Source organism: Pseudomonas wuhanensis (assembly GCF_030687395.1).
Taxonomy (GTDB): Bacteria; Pseudomonadota; Gammaproteobacteria; order Pseudomonadales; family Pseudomonadaceae; genus Aquipseudomonas; species Aquipseudomonas wuhanensis.
Genome location: NZ_CP117430.1, coordinates 34,632 through 50,786 on the forward strand (window position 1 = coordinate 34,632; position 16,155 = coordinate 50,786).

Sequence of the window (16,155 nt, forward strand, 5' to 3'; positions counted from 1 at the left end):
TTTCAACCGGGCCGACGACCGGTTGTTCATTCGGTCAATGCTTTCACTCGCGAAAGCTGGCTGAAAGCTTCCCCGATTAGGATCGCCCTCACTGCCGGCAACAGACCGGTTGGCCAATGCGAGTGTTTTATCGCCCGCCCGGTCCATTAAACAACAACAATGGTGATTCTGATGTCCGCTACTACCCGCCTCTTCGCTGTCACTCCGCCCGTACGTCTCGTGCTTCCCGTTCTGCGCTGACCTCATCCGGTTCGCCCATTTACTAGCCGCGCTACGCCTGGAGTATTCCTATGCTGACTTTCCTTGGCTTCGCCATGGTCATCACGTTCATGTTCCTGATCATGACCAAGCGCCTGTCCGCGCTGATCGCTCTGATCATCATCCCGATCATCTTCGCCCTGTTCGGCGGCTTCTCGCCGAAGATCGGCCCGATGATGCTCGAAGGCATCACCAAGCTCGCGCCGACCGGCGTGATGCTGATGTTCGCCATTCTCTACTTCGCCCTGATGATCGACTCCGGCCTGTTCGACCCGGCCGTGCGCAAGATCCTCAAACTGGTCAAGGGCGACCCGTTGAAAGTTTCGGTCGGCACCGCCGTACTGGCGCTCGTCGTTTCCCTTGATGGTGACGGCGCGACCACTTATATGATCTGCGTGGCCGCCATGCTGCCGCTCTACAGCCGCATCGGCATGAGCCCGCGGATCATGGCCGGTCTGATCATCCTCGCCGGTGGCGTGATGAACATGACCCCTTGGGGTGGCCCGACGGCTCGTGCGGCCAGTGCGCTGCATGTCGACCCGTCCGACATCTTTGTGCCAATGATTCCGGCGATGCTGGCCGGCGTGGTAGCGATTCTGGCGATTGCCTACTTCTACGGTAAACGCGAGCGTGCGCGTCTGGGTGAATTGCATCTGGTCGGTGATGAAATCGACCACAGTGAAATCAGCGTTTCGCAGTTCCCTGACGCCCGTCGTCCGAAGCTGATCTGGTTCAACGGTGCGCTGACCCTGGCGCTGATGGGCACCCTGATCGCTGGCCTGTTGCCTCTGCCGGTATTGTTCATGGTGGCGTTCAGTATCGCGATGATCGTCAACTACCCGTGCCTGCAACAACAGAAGGACCGCGTTGCGGCCCACGCCGGTAGCGTGCTGGCAGTGGTCGGTTTGATCTTTGCCGCGGGTATCTTCACCGGTATCCTGACGGGCACCGGCATGGTCGATGCCATGTCGAAAAGCCTGCTGGCGGTCATCCCGGATTTCCTCGGGCCGTACCTGGCCGTGATCACCGCGCTGGTGAGCATGCCGTTCACGTTCTTCATGTCGAACGATGCATTTTATTACGGCGTGTTACCGGTACTTGCCGAAGCCGCCAGTCATTACGGTATAACCGCGGTGGAAATGGCACGTGCCTCGATCGTCGGTCAGCCCGTCCACTTGCTGAGCCCGCTTGTTCCATCGACCTATCTGTTGGTGGCCCTGGCCGGTATCGAATTCGGTGACCATCAGCGGTTCACCTTGAAGTGGGCAGTGCTGGTTTGCCTGTGCATACTGGTCGCTGCGTTGCTGATGGGGATTTTTCCGCTGTTCAGCACTCTATAAGCCCAAGACTCACCATGAGGGGTCCAGGCTTTGTTTGAAGCCTGGGCCCTTCGTGGTTTAAACACTCGCTCAAAGGAATACACATGGAATGGCTGACCAACCCTGAAATCTGGGTTGCCTTCTTCACCCTGACCGCCCTGGAGATCGTCCTGGGCATCGACAACATCATCATGATCTCGATCCTGGTCAGCCGCATGCCCAAGCACATGCAGGCGCGCACCCGAATTTTCGGCCTGGCGCTGGCCATGATCACGCGGATCCTGTTGCTGCTGTCGATCACCTGGGTCATGCGCCTCACCGCAGACCTGTTCGTATTGTTCGGCCAGGGTATTTCCGGGCGTGACCTGATCCTGTTCTTCGGTGGTCTGTTCCTGTTGTGGAAGAGCTCGCAAGAGATGTACCACGCGCTGGAAGGTGAAGATGAAGCCAACGACGAGCCGAGCGGCAAGGGTGGCAACTTCCTCTACACCATCATTCAGATCGCGATCATCGACATCGTGTTCTCGCTGGACTCGGTGATCACCGCGGTGGGTATGGTGTCCCATGTACCGGTCATGGTCGCGGCGATTGTCGTTGCGGTGCTCGTGATGATGTGGGCTTCTGGCACTATCAGCGAGTTCATCGACAAACACCCGTCGCTGAAGATGCTGGCGCTGTCGTTCCTGTTGCTGGTGGGTACCGTTCTGATTGCCGAATCGCTCGACGTGCATTTGCCAAAAGGCTACGTCTACTTCGCCATGGCGTTCTCGTTGGCGGTGGAAGCGATCAACATCAAGATGCGCACCGCCATGGCGAGAAAGCGCAAACAGCAGGATCCAGTGAAACTGCGCAAGGATGTTCCGGGCCAATAACCCGAATCTGCGCACTGGCTCATGTCAGCCAGTGCGCAAAACCTGTGGGAGCGAGCCTGCTCGCGATGACGGTCTGTCAGTCAACATCAATGTTGAATGTGACGGCCTCATCGCGAGCAGGCTCGCTCCCACATTTTTGCGCAGTGGCTACCCAGGCGGATCGAGGTTATCCAGCACTCGATTCACCGCCAACTCCCCTAGCATGATGATCTGCTGAATCGCCAACACGGTATTGCGATGTGGGCCTTCCATTAGTGCGGCGAAATCACTGGCCAGGACGCTGGCCGATGCCAAAGATTCACAGGCGTGCGCGAGCAGGGTTTCGTTATCAACCTTGGGGTCGATGAAGAAGATTGTGCTGGGTTTGCGCAGGGAGGCCGGATCGGTGTCCGGTGGGTTGGGTGTTACCTTGAACATAGATAGAACTCCAGTACTGGTTACGTGGAGCCATCACACTCGCTACCAAACGAAGGGTGGCGGCCATACACAGGTTGGTAGACCGGAGTACTGGAACCGGCGTCCCCGAAGGGACCCTGCGCATGGCCACCATAAAGCTGCGACCTAAGAAAGCGTCCGCAAAATGTGGCTATGCGCCAGGACTCCGGGCTACCAAACCCGATCACTGTTTTCAGCGACTGGGAAACGATAGAGGCCAGGGTCAAGGCGCACAAGCCGGCGGATTCTGGCGTAACCGTAGGCAATGGCGCAAGGCGTTGTAGCCCCTGAGAAGTAACTCTGAATGTCATTAAACATGCGTCGCAGAGTGCGTGAATTACACCAGCGCGGTTGAAGGATTATCCGACAGTTATTTCCAAAGGTTGACGCACAGTACTCGGCTGGGTAGCGTCCCCCGCTCGCATCAAACGACAATGACAAGGAATGCATATGTCTGGAAAACCGGCTGCACGCCTCACGGATCCCACTACTTGCCCGCTTCCCGGGCATGGCACCAATCCCATCGCCAGCGGCTCACCCGATGTCTTTTTCGACGGTCTTGCTGCTGCGCGGGCCAGCGACAAATGCACCTGCGGTCAGGCCCTCAGTGGCGGATTCTCTTCAACGGTCTTCATCAACGGCCTGAACGCCATGACCCTCGATAGCACCGCCAGCCATGGTGGCGTGGTGATCGGCGGCTCTGGCAGCGTTATCATCGGCAGCACTCACACGCCCGCGCCCTTCATCCCACCCTTGCCAATCATTGGCCAGCCCTTGGTCGAATTCAAAGCCGTCAGCGCCGGCGATGGTGAACCGATTGCCGAGCAAGGGTACGAAATCGAAACCGCTGAAGGACGAATCGTCAAAGGCCAGACCAACGCTCAGGGCATGACTCAGAGTGTCGTTACCAGACAATCGGAGCGTTTCTTTCAGCAGCAATCCGCTCGCCAATCTCGCGGATAAAAATCAAAGGATGGAGTTCGTCCTACGGGCCGCAGCACAATTCAACAATCTGCTAAAGAATCCAACCACTAAAAGTCAGCTAAAAAACTCCATTACAGATATCGCAAATGGAAATGGAGTACGTCAGTGATCGGTTCAAGGCAACGCTGGCTGATTTTGTTTTTTTTTACTCTTCTGGTGGCAGGTAGCTTGGTGTATTCCCGTTGGAGTACCAAAACCTTATCCGTCTACATAGGAAAGCCATACGAACAGGTCATCAAAGACTCGACATTCCCGGTCGAAGGCAACACGGCGATTTATCCTGGTGATCCTAACGACGCTAAAGACCCTCCTCATCCGAGTTCTACATGGATCACCAGTTCGACCGTTATAGAGTTTGATGATCCTGCTTACGGGTTCAAACTCCCTCCTACGGTCTTTGGCGCGGTTACCTATGGAAGCCTGAAGGTCGCAACCCTGACCACGTCGCCCATGTCAGAAACAATGTCATTTGGAAAGGCAGTGGAACGGTTGGAGGGGTTGCAGAACACCCTTAAAAACCAAGGATGGGAGCTTCAGCCCGAAGAGAAGAACGATTGGTTCAGACTCGACTCTGTTGCAGACCGTGAACAACTACAGGCAAAGCTTTTCGATCAGGCTGACGGCATCGATCTGTACGTGCCGGGGAAATACAGTTTGCTGCTTCTGATTAAGTGTTATGCACGCTGCGATGAACGTGATCCGGCGACGGCGAAATACCTGATCGATATCAGCGTGGGTTCGGATCACAGCGGAAAATGAAGAGTCGCACCAACGTTCTCCGCATACATTGGCAGTGGGCAGCGTCTATTGCATTGCGGTCCATCAACAAGCTGTTTCTGTGACAGTTTTGTTTCAATCGCCTCTTTAGCTATGCGATGCTGGCGCCCAGACCGTTAGCCAACTACAGCTTAAGTACAGAACGTAGAAAAACGCGCGGCACCGTCGACTTGCCCCACTGGGGCGCTACCACCACAGGGGGCCTGTATGCTCACCCTGCTCAATTTGTTATCGGCCGTGACCCTTTTGATCTGGGGCACGCACATCGTCCGAACCGGCATCCTGCGGGTTTATGGTTCCAACTTGCGCCACGTCATCGCCCATAACATGTCCAGGCGCTGGCTGGCGTTTCTCGCCGGGATCATGGTGACCGCCATGGTTCAGAGCAGCAATGCCACCGCCATGCTCGTGACTTCGTTTGTCGGTCAGGGCCTGATGGCGCTGACCCCGGCCCTGGCGACGATGCTCGGTGCCGACGTCGGTACCGCACTGATGGCGCGGGTACTGACCCTCGACCTGTCGTGGCTGTCGCCGCTGCTGATTTTCCTCGGGGTCATTTTCTTCCTGTCACGCAAGCAGACCCGGGTCGGGCAGATGGGCCGGGTCAGCATTGGTCTGGGGCTGATCATTCTGGCGCTGCAATTGATCGTCGAGGCCGCCGCGCCGATCACTCAGGCGCAAGGGGTGAAGGTCATCTTTGCCTCGCTGACCGGCGATATTTTGCTCGATGCCCTGGTCGGCGCGCTGTTCGCGATGGTTTCCTATTCCAGCCTGGCTGCCGTCCTGCTGACCGCGACCCTCGCTGGTGCCGGCGTGATCAGTCTGCCAGTGGCCATCGGCCTGGTGATCGGCGCCAACATCGGCAGCGGCATTCTCGCTTTCCTCAGCACCAGCATGCAGAACGCTGCCGGCCGTCAGGTGGCGCTCGGTAGCCTGTTGTACAAACTGATCGGCCTGCTGCTGATCATTCCGGTGCTCGATCCGCTGGTGCGCTGGATCGACAGCTTCGATTTCAGTGCTCAGGAAATGGTCATCGGCTTTCACTTGCTCTACAACACCGCGCGCTGCCTGATCCTGTTGCCCAGCGTCGGGCCGATGGCCAGGCTTTGTGCGTGGTTACTGCCAGAGCGGCCGGACATCAATGGCACGGCCAAACCGCGGCATCTTGATCCAACCGCATTGGTCACCCCGAGTCTGGCGCTGGCCAATGCTGCCCGGGAAACCCTGCGCATCGGTGATCTGGTCGACAGCATGCTCGAGGCCATGCTCGCCGTGCTGCGCGGCAAACAAACCGCTGTCACCCAGGAAATCCGTCGCCTGACCGATGATGTCGAAGCGCTCTACAGCGCCATCAAACTCTACCTGGCGCAAATGCCCCGCGAAGACCTCAGCGAACAGGACAGCCGGCGCTGGGCGGAGACCATCGAGTTGGCGATCAATCTGAAACTCGCCAGCGATGTGATCGAACGCATGCTGCGCAAGGTTCAGCAGCAGAAAACCTCGCAACGGCGGTCGTTTTCCGAGGTCGGTCTGGAGGAGTTGGCGGGGCTGCACAGTCAGCTGATTTCCAACCTGCGTCTGGGGTTGTCGGTGTTTCTCAGTTCCGACCCGGAAAGTGCCCGCCAGTTACTACGTGAGAAACGTCGCTTTCGCGCACAGGAACGCCGCCTGGCCCACGCTCATGTCAGCCGTTTAAACCGTAAGATCGTGCAAAGTATCGAGACCAGTTCGCTGCATCTGGAACTGATTGCTGACATGAGACGCTTGAATTCACTGTTCTGCAGCAGCGCCTACGCGGTGTTGGGCACTTCGGACACCGGCGCTCTGGCGGTCGACGATATGACTGACATCACTCATTCACCCTGAACGTCCACAGTTGCCTGGAGTCTGTTGAACTTACGCTGGCCGTACGGAAACTTGTTATGCGTTGTCTGCTGTTCGCTTGCCTGCTACTTGGTTCACTGCCTTCAATTGCCCTGGATCGCTTTCAGGTCGAGGGCTACACGTTGCGCAACGGTCTGCAATTGGTCCTCAAACCGGGCACCGAGCGCGGGCATGTGGCGATCCGGTTGGTGGTTGGCGTAGGCCTGGATGATTTCAGCTGCGCCGACAAGGAACTGCCGCATCTGCTCGAACACTTGCTGTTCAGTGGCATCGACGCCACCGGCGAAGGCGGTCTGGAAGAACGCATGCAGGCCTTGGGCGGTGAGTGGAATGCCTACACCAGCAATGCCGACACGACCTTCGTCATCGAAGCCCCGGCGAAAAACCAGCGCAAGGTCCTCGACCTGTTGTTGGCGCTGCTGACCCAGACCCGTATCGATGACAATGCCATCAACGTCGCCAAGCAAGTGGTCGAGCGCGAAGACGGTGGTCATTACTCGCATCTGCAACGCTGGCTGGATCGCCAGGATCTGGGCCATACCGCGAGTAATCAGTTGGCGGTGGAGCTGGGCCTCAAATGCCCCGAGCGTGCACAAGTCGATCACCTGACCCGCGAGCAATTGGAGAAGGTGCGCAAGGACTGGTACGCGCCCAATAACATGACCCTGATCGTGGTCGGCGACCTCGACCGCCTGCTGCCGGCCTATCTGGAACGGGCCTATGGCGCACTCGAAGCGGTTGAGCCTAGCGCTCACCTGCCGCTGCCAGACATTCAGGCCAGCGCGGCCCACGAGCGCAATCTGAGTAACGGTTTCGTCGGTGGCGGTGCCAAGTTGCATTGGCTGGTGCCGGAACCGGTACTGGAAGACCAGCATGACGAAACCTTCGACCTGCTCAAGGACTATCTCGATTGGGCGCTCTATCGCCAATTGCGTCTGGCCCATGGATTGTCCTACGGGCCTTCGGCCGAGCGTGAGGTGTTTGGTGGTGTGGGCTTCATGAGCCTGAACGCCGACCTTGATCGTGATGACGTGCTGGCAGCGGAACAGGTGCTGGATGAACTTAAAGCCGATCTGCTCAAGAACGGCCTCGACGCCGCCACCTTCGCCCGTCTCAAGCAAGCCGCCATCGCTCGCCAAGCCTGGGCCGTGCAAGGCAACAGCGCCCTGGCGGACTATTACTGGAGCGCCCTCGGCGACTACGAGGACGGACAATTCGTCAACCCGGCCAAGGCACTGCAAGGCGTGACGCTGGCCGAGGCGAACAAGGCGATACGTGAGTTGCTATTGCAGCCGGGGTATTTGCGGATCGAGAAGCCGCTGATGAGTTATGACCAGGTGATGTGGTCGATTGTCGGGGGATTTGGATTGATGGTGCTTGGAGTATTGGGTTGGCGCGTTCACCGCAGAAAGTAATGACTTCCCTGTGGCGAGGGAGCTTGCTCCCGCTGGGCCGCGCAGCGGCCCCAATCCCGGCGATCACGGTTTTTCAGACATACCGCATGCTCAGGCTTTGCGACTGCTGCGCAGCCGAGCGGGAGCAAGCTCCCTCGCCACAGGGTTTTTGGGTTCGATCAAAGTGACCGCAAGCCTCGCCACACCGCCTCTCGGGCGGTACCCTGTCGAGGTTTTCCCCTCGACTATTGTGAATCGCCGAATGCCGAATCTGACCCTGTACGTACAGCGCATCCTCGAATTGATGAAGCGCTATCCCGGGGTCATTGCGCTTGGCGGTTTCATTTCAGGGGTCGGCAGCTTCATGTTGGTGGATCGCCAACAAGGTCTGGCGACGTGGATCACCACCATCATGCTGGTCAGCTGGGTCTGGCTGATGCTGGAAAACAGCCTCACCAAGCTGTTCGCCAGGGTCTTCAAGCGCGAAATACCCCAGCCCCTGCTGCGTTACGCAACGCAGATGATCCATCAGGAAAGCCTGTTCTTCGTCCTGCCGTTCTTTTTAATCACCACTACCTGGAACAGCGGCCAGTTGTTCTTCACGGGATTACTGAGCATGGCGGCGCTGATTTCGATCATCGACCCGCTCTACTACAAATGGCTGGCACCGCGCCGCTGGGCGTTCCTGGCGCTGCACACCCTGACCCTGTTCGCGGCCCTGCTGACCGCCCTGCCCGTCATCCTGCACCTGACCACCGCCCAGAGCTTCAAGCTGGCGCTGGGCATTGCCATGTTGCTGTCATTCCCGAGCCTGGCCTCGATCTTCCCGATTCGCACCGTGCGCAATGCGTTGGCGATCCTCAGCATTACCGTCGGCATCGGCGCCGCCGGTTGGGTGCTGCGCTCCTGGGTTCCGCCAGCGACCCTGTGGATGACCGATGTGGCGATCAGTACCCAAATGCAGGATCGAACCCCCGGTAAGAGCCTGGAAGAAGTCAGCGCCGAACAGATTCGCGGAGGTGGGCTGTACGCGTACACCGCGATCAACGCTCCGCGGGGTCTGGCCGAGCGGATTTATCACGTCTGGATGTTCAACGGTAAAGAAGTCGACCGTATCCCGCTGGACATCAACGGGGGGCGCAAGGAAGGCTACCGCGCCTGGACCCACAAGCAGAACTTTCCCGGTAACCCCGCCGGCAAATGGCAGGTCCGGGTGCTCACTGAGGACGGTCAGTTGATTGGCGTGCTGCGCTTCAAGGTCCTGGACAGCACACCCGTCAAAGAAAAGTAACGCGGTTCGTGCTATTAGTCAGATCTGCGTAATAGCCGAACAAGCACGGAGCTTATGACCAGCAGCACAATGCCCGGCAGTGCCCAACTTGATACCTCGCACAGCCCTGCCCTGTTGCGGGTCACGGGTGACTGGACGCTCGCCCATTACGCCAATCTCAGCCACCTGAGCGAAAAGCTCCGTGGCCAATATGACAGCAACATCCACATCGATCTCAATGGCCTCGGCGCGCTCGATACGGCGGGTGCGTCATTGCTGGTGGAGCTGCTGGGGGCCGAGCGTCTGGGCAAGTCTGCCGAACACCCCGATTGCACCCTTTCTGCCGCTGATCGCGCCTTGTTACAGACGGTGTACTGCTCACTGACCGATTTCTGTGTGCCGATCAAGGAGCCGGAAATCAGCGTCGGCATTCAACTGCTGACCCGCATCGGCCGCGCGGTCGACGCGGTCTGGCAGGACACCTTGCAACTGTTGGGTTTCGTCGGCCTGATCCTGGAAACCATCGCTCGCGGACTGTTTCGTCCCAAGCGCTGGCGCCTCACGCCGATGGTCGCCCACATCGAGCAGACCGGTCTGGACGCCGCGCCCATCGTCGCCCTGCTGACCTTTCTGGTGGGGGCTGTGGTGGCGTTTCTCGGGGCGACGGTACTGGCCAGTTTTGGCGCGAGTATTTTCACCGTGGACCTGGTGGCGTTCTCTTTTCTGCGGGAGTTCGGTGTGTTGCTCACGGCGATCCTGATGGCGGGCCGCACCGCCAGTGCGTTCACCGCACAGATCGGTTCGATGAAGGCCAACGAAGAAATCGACGCGATCCGCACTCTCGGCCTCGACCCGATGGAGTTGCTGGTAGTACCCCGCGTCCTGGCGTTGCTGGTGGCGTTGCCGATGTTGACCTTTCTGGCGATGCTGTCAGGGATTATCGGCGGTGGCGTAGTCTGCGCGCTGTCTCTGGATATTTCGCCGGCGATGTTCCTGTCGCTGCTGCAATCGGACATTGGCGTTCAGCACTTCCTGGTCGGGATCGTAAAAGCGCCGATATTTGCGTTCCTGATCGCCGCCATTGGCTGCCTCGAAGGCTTCAAGGTCAGCGGCAGCGCCGAGTCCGTCGGCGCGCACACCACGTCCAGCGTGGTCCAATCAATCTTCGTGGTGATCGTGCTCGACGCCGTGGCTGCATTGTTTTTCATGGAGATGGACTGGTGAGTCGTTTACCCCGAGCGCCTTCAGAGGCGGTGATTGAAGTCCGCGGGCTGTGCAATCGCTTCGGCCGCCAGAGCGTGCACGAGAACCTCGACCTGGACTTGTACAAGGGCGAAATTCTGGCAGTGGTCGGCGGTTCCGGCAGCGGCAAATCGGTGTTGTTGCGCAGCATCGTCGGCTTGCGCCAACCCAGCGAAGGGCTGGTGAAGGTCTTCGGCAAGAACTTGCCGAGTCTGTCGGAACACGAGCGCTCACTGGTCGAACGGCGGTTTGGTGTGTTGTTCCAGAAAGGTGCCTTGTTCTCTTCGCTCACTGTGACCGAGAACGTCGCCCTGCCCCTGATTGAACACGCCGGCCTGAGCCGTGTCGACGCCGAGCACCTGGCGGCGGTGAAACTGGCGTTGGCCGGGCTGCCGTTGTCGGCGGCCGACAAATACCCTGCTTCATTGTCCGGCGGCATGATCAAACGCGCGGCCCTGGCCCGAGCACTGGCGCTGGACCCGGACATCCTGTTTCTCGACGAGCCCACTGCCGGTCTAGACCCGATTGGCGCTGCAGGCTTCGATCAACTGATCCTGACCCTGCGCGATGCCTTGGGCTTGAGTGTGTTTCTGGTGACCCACGACCTCGACACGCTCTACACCATCACCGACCGCGTGGCAGTGCTGGCGCAGAAGAAAGTGCTGGTAGCGGACGCCATCGACAAGGTGTCGGAAACCGATGATGCGTGGATTCATGAATACTTTCATGGCCCTCGCGGCCGCGCGGCCCTGACGGCCGCTAACCAGCTCAACGAGGTCTGACATGGAAACCCGAGCCCATCACGTATTGATCGGCCTGTTCACCGTCATAGTGGTGGCAGGCGCCCTGCTCTTCGGTCTGTGGCTGGCCAAGTCCAGCGTTGATACCGAATTCAAGGATTACGAAATCGTCTTCAACGAGGCGGTCAGCGGCCTGTCCAAGGGCAGCGCGGTGCAGTACAGCGGGATCAAGGTCGGCGACGTGGTGATGCTGCGCCTGGACCCGAACGATCCGCGCCGGGTGTTGGCGCGGATTCGCTTGGGCGCAGACACCCCGATCAAAGACGACACCCAGGCCAAACTGGCGCTGACCGGGATCACCGGGACCTCGATCATCCAGCTCAGCGGCGGCACGCCGCAAAGTCCGACGCTCAAGGGCAAGGATGGCAATTTACCGACAATCGTTGCATCGCCCTCGCCCATTGCCCGGTTGATGAATGACAGCAACGATCTGATGGCGGGCGTGAATGTGTTGATGCACAACGCTAATCAGTTGTTTTCCTCAGAGAACGTCGCGAGCATCAGCAAGACCCTGGAGCACCTGGAGCAAACCACCGGCACCATCGCCGACCAGCGCGGCGACATTCGTCAGGCGATGCAGCAACTGGCTTCGGTTGGCAAGCAGGCCAGCGCCACTCTGGAACAGACCACCGCGTTGATGCGCAACGCCAACGGCCTGCTCAACGATCAGGGCAAGCAGATGTTCGGCAGTGCCGAGCAAGCCATGAAGTCCCTGGAACAGAGCAGCGCAACCATCAACACGTTGCTCTCCGCCAATCAGGATTCCCTCAACAACGGCATGCAGGGCCTCAATGGCCTGGCACCGGCGGTGCGTGAGCTGCGCGATACCTTGAGTTCGTTGCGGACCATTTCCCAGCGGCTTGAGGCCAACCCCAGCGGTTACCTGCTGGGCAGTGACAAAAACAAGGAGTTCACGCCATGAAGCTGGCTCATCTCGCCCTCCTCGCCGGTTTCGCGATGGTCGCGTCCTGTTCGATTTTCCCCAAGACCGAACCGTCCGATGTCTATCGACTGCCGTCGGCACAGAGCGACGCACCGGCACATCACGGCACGCCGCAGCGCTGGTCGTTGCGACTGGCCAAGCCTCAGACCAGCGAAGCCTTGAACAACTCGAAAATCGCCGTAATCCCTCAGGGTGATCTGATCAGCAGCTACAAGGCTTCACGCTGGAGCGATCCGGCACCGGTGCTATTGCGCAATCGTCTGCTTGATGGTTTCCAGCGTGACGGTCGCGTGCCGTTGCTCAGCACCGATGACAGCAATTTCCAGGCGGACCTGGAGCTGGGCGGCAACCTGCAAGCGTTCCAGACCGAGTACCAGGGCACGGCGGCGAGCGTGGTCGTGCGCCTGGATGCGTTGCTGGTGCGTGGGTATGACCAGCGAATTCTCGCCAGCCGACGCTTTGAAGTGCATCAGCCGTTGAGCGATGTGAAGGTGCCGGCGGTTATCGCCGGTTTTGGCCAGGCGAGCGACCAGTTGACGGCACAGGTAGTGGCCTGGACGGTAGAGCAAGGTCAGAAGGTTGCGCCGCCGCTGAGGCCTTGAAGCCACCGTTGAACCCCTGTGGGAGCGGGCTTGCCCGCGATAGCGGTGTGACATTCAACGTCGATGTCGACTGTGCTGACGCCATCGCGGGCAAGCCCGCTCCCACAGGTTTTTTGGTTAGCCAAAGAACCAGTAGCAAACGCCGATAGCCCCCAACACCCCCGCCAACTCCGCCAGCAACGCACACCCCACCGCATGCCGTGCACGCTGAATGCCCACCGCGCCGAAGTACACCGCCAACACATAGAAGGTCGTTTCGGTACTGCCCTGAATCGTCGCCGCCACCAGCGCCGGGAAGCTGTCGACTCCGGAGGTCTTCATGGTTTCGATCAGCATTGCCCGTGCGGCGCTGCCGGAGAAAGGTTTGACCATGGCCGTCGGCAGCGCATCGACAAAGCGCGTGTCCCAACCGGCCCACTCCACCAGATGCCGAATCCCGTCCAGACCGAAATCCAGCGCTCCGGATGCTCGCAGCACACCCACGGCACAGAGCATCGCCACCAAATAGGGCAGCAGGTTCTTGGCGACATCGAAGCCTTCTTTCGCGCCTTCGATGAATGCCTCATAGACCTTCACTTTGCGTAATGCGCCGATCACCAGAAACAGCATGATCAGCCCGAACAGCGTCACGTTGCCGAGGATCGATGACAAGCTCGCCAGAGCGGTCGCCGAGAGCGTCGCCAGCAGCGCCATGAAGCCACCGAGGATCAGGGCACCGGGAATCATGTATGCCAGCACCACCGGGTCCCACAGGCGCAGACGCTGCATGACCGCCACCGACAACAGGCCGACCAGGGTCGAGCAGCTGGTCGCTAGCAGGATCGGCAGGAACACCAGGGTTGGATCGGGCGCGCCTTGCTGGGCGCGGTACATGAAGATCGTCACCGGCAGCAAGGTCAGTGAGGAGGCGTTGAGCACCAGGAAGAGGATCTGCGCGTTGCTGGCGATGGTATCGCTGGGGTTGAGCTCTTGCAGCGCCTTCATGGCTTTGAGGCCGATGGGCGTGGCGGCGTTGTCCAGGCCCAGGCCATTGGCGGCGAAGTTGAGGGTGATCAGGCCGATGGCCGGGTGACCGGCCGGCACTTCCGGCATCAGGCGCAGGAACAAAGGGCCCAGTGCCTTGGCCAGCCACTCGACGATCCCGGCCTTCTCGGCGATCCGCAGAAAGCCCAGCCAGAGCGTCAGGGTGCCGAACAACAGGACCATGACCTCAACCGACAATTTGGCCATGGCGAAAATGCTTTCCACCATCGCCGCCCAGATCCCGGCGTTGCCGCCGATCAGCCATTGCGCCAGCGCCGAAACGGCAGCCACGATGAAGAAGCCAAGCCACAGGCCATTAAGCATCAGTCAAATCCCCCGGAAGTTGCGGCGAATGATAGCGGGGTAGGCAGAAACGACAAACCCCGGATTTCTCCGGGGTTTGTTTGGGGCCCTTGTGGGAGCGGGCTTGCCCGCGATAGCGGTGTGACATTCAGCTTCGATGTCGACTGTGCTGACGCCATCGCGGGCAAGCCCGCTCCTACAGGTTTTTTTGATCAGTTGCTGGAGATCTCGCCAACCGGCAGCTTTTCCTTGCTGCGCCAGTGCGGCAGGGAGTTCCAGTAGCGCTGGCCCTTGGCGTCGTCGTACATGCCTTCCCAACGAGCGATGACCAACACGGCGAGGGCGTTGCCGATCACGTTCAGCGCGGTACGGGCCATGTCCATGATGCGGTCGACACCGGCGATGAACGCCAGGCCTTCCAGTGGAATACCGACGCTGCCCAGAGTAGCCAGCAGTACCACGAAGGACACGCCCGGTACGCCGGCGATGCCTTTGGAGGTGACCATCAGCGTCAGCACCAGCAGCAATTGCTGGCTGATCGACAGGTCGATGCCGTAGAGCTGGGCAATGAAGATCGCCGCGATGCTCTGGTACAGGGTCGAACCGTCGAGGTTGAACGAGTAACCGGTCGGTACCACAAAGCTGCAAATGGCTTTCGGTGCGCCGTAGGCTTCCATCTTCTCGATCACGCGCGGCAGCACGGTTTCGGAACTGGCGGTGGAGTAGGCCAGGACCAGCTCATCCTTGAAGATGCGCATCAGCTTGATCACCGAGAAGCCGAACAGGCGAGCGATCAGGCCCAGCACCACGAAGGCGAAGAAGGCGATGGCGAAGTAAACCAGAACGACCAGTTTGGCCAGCGGCAGCAGAGAGGCGAAGCCGAAGTTGGCCACGGTCACCGCGATCAATGCGAACACGCCGATCGGGGCGTAGTTCATGATCATGTGGGTGACTTTGAACATGCTTTCCGATACGCCCTGGAACATCTTCACCAGCGGCTCGCGCAGGTCCGATTGCAGGCTCGACAGACCGAGACCGAACAAGACGGAGAAGAAGATGATCGGCAGCATCTCGCCGCGGGCCATGGCCGCGAAGATGTTGGACGGGATCAGGTTGAGGATGGTCTGGATGAACGCATGTTCATGCTGAACCTCGGCGGCAGTGGCCTGGTACTTGGAAATATCCACCGTACCCAGGGTGCTCATGTCGATGCCGGTGCCCGGATGGACCACGTTGGCCAACACCAGACCGACCAGAATGGCGATGGTGGTGACGATCTCGAAGTAAATGATGGTCTTCAGACCGATGCGACCGAGTTTCTTCGCGTCGCCCACGCCAGCAATGCCGACGATCAACGAGGAGATCACGATCGGGATCACGATCATTTTGATCAGACGGATAAAGATATCGCCTGCCGGTTGCAGCACGTTGCTGATCCACCAGGCTTTTTCGGCACTGAAATGGTTGAGCAGTGCACCAATTGCTATCCCCAGAACCAGACCGATGAGGATCTGCCAGGCGAGGCTAAGCTTTGCCTTCTTCATATCTTTACCCTTACTTGCGTTTGACTCAGGCTGATGCATGAACTGAAACGCTCAATGGCGAACAAGTCTTGCATCGGCCCCCGTATAAGGTCCCCGCGAGCGAGCATTTACAGCTCTCAGGCAGCGAAAAAGGCGCAACTATTCCGATGCAGGGAAGCGCCGTCTAATGCCGTAAACGCCTACCCTATGCCGAATCGGCATGAGATTTTCTAACTGAAACCCGCGTCCCACCCGGTTTGAATACGACATTCAGGCGGGCATAAGTGCCGTGTGCCGGCCATTTCAGCGCAGGTCGATGTTTTTTAAATAGGCAGAAATTTGGGAAAAGGCCTACGTTTGGCTGCGAATTATCTTCTCGAGGACGTCGGAGCTTTCTCGATATACGGTCACGAAGAAACACCGCGAAACGGTTTTGCGGGGAATATGCGGCAAGAACAGATGAGCAGAGTGCTCTAGATCAACGTTTTGCACGTTGAAGCTCTCCGCAAGTTCGTCGAACCCTTCC

General features: G+C 59.1%; 14 protein-coding genes. 11 read left to right on the top strand and 3 right to left on the bottom strand.

Translation table 11 applies throughout. The features are described 5' to 3' along the window. Positions 1 to 290 precede the first annotated feature (290 nt). The gene (locus PSH88_RS00160; protein ID WP_007902913.1) at positions 291 to 1,598 is read left to right on the top strand and encodes a CitMHS family transporter; all 1,308 of its coding nucleotides are present in this window, start codon (positions 291 to 293) and stop codon (positions 1,596 to 1,598) included. An 83-nt stretch (positions 1,599 to 1,681) separates the two neighbouring features. Continuing rightward, positions 1,682 to 2,449: a TerC family protein gene (locus tag PSH88_RS00165; protein WP_305424413.1), complete on the top strand. Its 768-nt coding sequence runs from the start codon at positions 1,682 to 1,684 to the stop codon at positions 2,447 to 2,449. Positions 2,450 to 2,596: 147 nt separating this feature from the next. Here the strand turns inward: PSH88_RS00165 and PSH88_RS00170 are convergent, their stop codons facing one another. Continuing rightward, positions 2,597 to 2,866, bottom strand: a complete 270-nt coding sequence (locus PSH88_RS00170; RefSeq protein ID WP_305424414.1) for a DUF6124 family protein — start codon at positions 2,864 to 2,866, stop codon at positions 2,597 to 2,599. A 468-nt stretch (positions 2,867 to 3,334) separates the two neighbouring features. On the opposite strand from PSH88_RS00170, the gene PSH88_RS00175 reads away from it, so the two are divergent. From PSH88_RS00175 to PSH88_RS00215, 9 genes are all read left to right on the top strand, one after another. Continuing rightward, positions 3,335 to 3,847, top strand: coding sequence for a PAAR domain-containing protein (locus PSH88_RS00175; protein ID WP_305424415.1), 513 nt, complete (start codon positions 3,335 to 3,337; stop codon positions 3,845 to 3,847). A gap of 126 nt (positions 3,848 to 3,973) precedes the next feature. Then, a complete protein-coding gene (locus tag PSH88_RS00180) occupies positions 3,974 to 4,627 on the top strand; it encodes a hypothetical protein (protein WP_305424416.1) in 654 nt (217 codons plus the stop codon). A gap of 225 nt (positions 4,628 to 4,852) precedes the next feature. Continuing rightward, positions 4,853 to 6,511: a Na/Pi cotransporter family protein gene (locus PSH88_RS00185; protein WP_305424417.1), complete on the top strand. Its 1,659-nt coding sequence runs from the start codon at positions 4,853 to 4,855 to the stop codon at positions 6,509 to 6,511. A 56-nt stretch (positions 6,512 to 6,567) separates the two neighbouring features. Beyond that, on the top strand, positions 6,568 to 7,944 hold the full coding sequence (locus PSH88_RS00190) for a M16 family metallopeptidase (RefSeq protein WP_305424418.1): 1,377 nt from the start codon (positions 6,568 to 6,570) through the stop codon (positions 7,942 to 7,944). 241 nt (positions 7,945 to 8,185) lie between these two features. Beyond that, positions 8,186 to 9,214: a DUF5924 family protein gene (locus PSH88_RS00195; protein WP_305424419.1), complete on the top strand. Its 1,029-nt coding sequence runs from the start codon at positions 8,186 to 8,188 to the stop codon at positions 9,212 to 9,214. A gap of 54 nt (positions 9,215 to 9,268) precedes the next feature. Next, complete coding sequence (locus tag PSH88_RS00200; protein ID WP_305424420.1) at positions 9,269 to 10,417, top strand: ABC transporter permease; 1,149 nt, start codon at positions 9,269 to 9,271, stop codon at positions 10,415 to 10,417. Then, positions 10,414 to 11,217 (top strand): ABC transporter ATP-binding protein, encoded by an 804-nt coding sequence (locus tag PSH88_RS00205; RefSeq protein ID WP_305424421.1) that lies wholly within the window; start codon positions 10,414 to 10,416, stop codon positions 11,215 to 11,217. The genes PSH88_RS00200 and PSH88_RS00205 overlap by 4 nt, the downstream gene beginning before the upstream one ends. Position 11,218: 1 nt before the next feature. Beyond that, the gene (locus PSH88_RS00210) at positions 11,219 to 12,157 is read left to right on the top strand and encodes an MlaD family protein (RefSeq protein WP_305424422.1); all 939 of its coding nucleotides are present in this window, start codon (positions 11,219 to 11,221) and stop codon (positions 12,155 to 12,157) included. Further along, on the top strand, positions 12,154 to 12,780 hold the full coding sequence (locus PSH88_RS00215; protein WP_305424423.1) for an ABC-type transport auxiliary lipoprotein family protein: 627 nt from the start codon (positions 12,154 to 12,156) through the stop codon (positions 12,778 to 12,780). The genes PSH88_RS00210 and PSH88_RS00215 overlap by 4 nt, the downstream gene beginning before the upstream one ends. A 117-nt stretch (positions 12,781 to 12,897) precedes the next feature. Here the strand turns inward: PSH88_RS00215 and PSH88_RS00220 are convergent, their stop codons facing one another. Both PSH88_RS00220 and gltP read right to left on the bottom strand, forming a co-directional pair. Beyond that, positions 12,898 to 14,127, bottom strand: a complete 1,230-nt coding sequence (locus PSH88_RS00220; protein ID WP_305424424.1) for a nucleoside recognition domain-containing protein — start codon at positions 14,125 to 14,127, stop codon at positions 12,898 to 12,900. A gap of 191 nt (positions 14,128 to 14,318) precedes the next feature. Further along, positions 14,319 to 15,650, bottom strand: coding sequence for a glutamate/aspartate:proton symporter GltP (gene gltP, locus PSH88_RS00225; RefSeq protein WP_305424425.1), 1,332 nt, complete (start codon positions 15,648 to 15,650; stop codon positions 14,319 to 14,321). Positions 15,651 to 16,155 lie beyond the last annotated feature (505 nt).